The 1,862-nt window shown below is 77.0% G+C and carries 2 protein-coding genes; one reads left to right on the top strand and one right to left on the bottom strand.

The window, feature by feature from the left end; all coding sequences use genetic code 11:
* On the bottom strand, nt 1-1,147 hold a 1,147-nt coding region (locus ACFWJO_RS38485; protein ID WP_386872836.1), incomplete at its 3' end, for an NAD(P)/FAD-dependent oxidoreductase.
* Between the two features lie 49 nt (nt 1,148-1,196).
* Between ACFWJO_RS38485 and ACFWJO_RS38480 the strand changes: the two genes are divergently transcribed.
* Nucleotides 1,197-1,862: TSUP family transporter (locus tag ACFWJO_RS38480; protein WP_386872834.1), on the top strand; the 666-nt coding region annotated here is incomplete at its 3' end.

Here is a 1,862-nt window from a genome sequence, read left to right as displayed (position 1 = left end):
TGAACCCGCCGGTGCGCTCCACCATGCGGGCCTGCTCGTGGCCGTCGCCCCACGCGGCGTGCTTGAGCGTGTGCTCGCCGATGGTGCTCCAGAACCCGGGCACGGCCTCCCACCGCCGCAGGGACTCCGGGTCCGCCGTCGCCGCGTGGGCCAGCACGGAGGCCTGGCCGGCGCCACCCGGCACGCCGACCTCGGTGCGGGCCGCGTTGTGCCCGGCGACCTCGCCCATGCCGAGGGCGTCGCCCCAGTGCTCCACGGGGATCGGCCGGCCGGCCACGGCGTGGTGGGCGCGGGCCACGTCCCCGGCCACCCACACGCCCGGCGCCGCCGCCAGGTGCTCGTCCGCCACGATCCGCCCCTCGTGCATGGTCAGCTCGGAGTCCTCGAGCCACCCGCCCCCCGGCTCGACCCCCACCGCGGCGAGGATCAGGTCCGGGGCGAGCGTGGCGCCGTCGTCGAGGTGGACGGTGCGCGGGGCGCGCACCTGCCCCACCCGCACGCCGGTGCGCAGCTCGACGCCGGCGCCGATCAGCCACTGCGCGATCCGATCGCCCGCCTCGCGGCCGAGCCGCTTCTGCTGCGGCACCTCGTCCGGGGTGACCAGCGTGGTCTCCACCCCGCGCAGCGCCAGCGAGGCCGCCGCCTCGCAGCCGATGAACCCCGAGCCGATCACGACGGCGGAGCGCGCGTGCCCGGCCGACGTCACCAGGCGGCGGGCGTCGGCGAAGGAGCGCAGCAGGTGCACCTCGGCGTCGTCGTCCGCGACGGGCAGGGGCTTCGGGTGCGCGCCGAGGGCGAGGATCAGGCGCTCGAAGCGGACCGGCTCCTCGCCGACCCGCAGCGTCCGCGCGGCGAGGTCCGCGCCGGTGACGGTGGTGCCGCGGCGCAGCTCGACGCCGTCCGGCAGCTCCTCCCCGGCGATCGGCGTGCCCTCGGGGGCCGCCATGCCGCGCAGCACCTCCTTGGACAGCGGCGGGCGCTCGTAGGGGTGGTCCACGTCCGAGGTGAGCATGAGGACGGGGCCGGGTCCCCCGGCGTCGACGTAGGCGCGGGCGGCGCTGACGCCGGCGGGGCCGCTGCCCACGATCACGAGCGGGAACGGGGTGGAGCTGTGCTGGGCCCTGCGGCCAGCATGCGCACCCGTCACGGGCGGAAGCCAGGGCCGACGGACACCCCGGCTCCGGCATACTGCCCGCATGGACCCCTCCCTGGTGTGGCTGCCGGCCGTCGTCGCGCTGGCCGCGATCACCGTGGGCGGCACGCTCCAGCGGGTGAGCGGCATGGGCGTCGGCATGATCGCCGCACCCACGCTGTCCCTGCTCCTGGGCCCGGTGGCGGGGGTGACGCTGTCCAACGTGGCCGCCTCGGTGTCCGCGGTGCTGCTGTTCGCGGTGCTCCACAGGCACGTGGACTGGCCGCGCTTCGTCCGCCTCGCACCCCTGCTCGTGGCCGGCTCGTTCGCGGGGGCGTGGGCCGTGCGGGTCCTGGACGCCCACGCCCTCGAGATCCTCCTGGGGTCCTCCGTGCTGGTGGCCGTGGCCGCCGTCCTGGGCCTGCAGCAGCGCTTCACCGCCCAGGGGAACGGGGCCGTGTTCGCCTCCGGCGCCGTGGCCGGGTTCATGAACACCACCGCGGGCATCGCCGGGCCGGCGCTCGCGGTCTACGCGGTGGCGAGCCGGTGGGACCAGCGCTCGTGGGCGGCCACCCTCCAGCCCGTGTTCCTGCTGGCCAATCTCACCTCGCTGGTCACCAAGTCGCTGTTCGGCGCGGCCGTGCCCGCGGGGCTGCACGTGCCGTGGCCGGTGTGGGTCGCCGTGGTGGTGGGCGGCCCGCTGGGGGGACTGCCAGGGTGGGGGGTGGGG

Source organism: Streptomyces sp. NPDC127092, from assembly GCF_042722475.1.
GTDB lineage: Bacteria > Actinomycetota > Actinomycetes > Streptomycetales > Streptomycetaceae > Streptomyces.
Note: the sequence above shows the minus strand (reverse complement) of the source record. Positions and strands in the feature narration are given on the sequence as shown.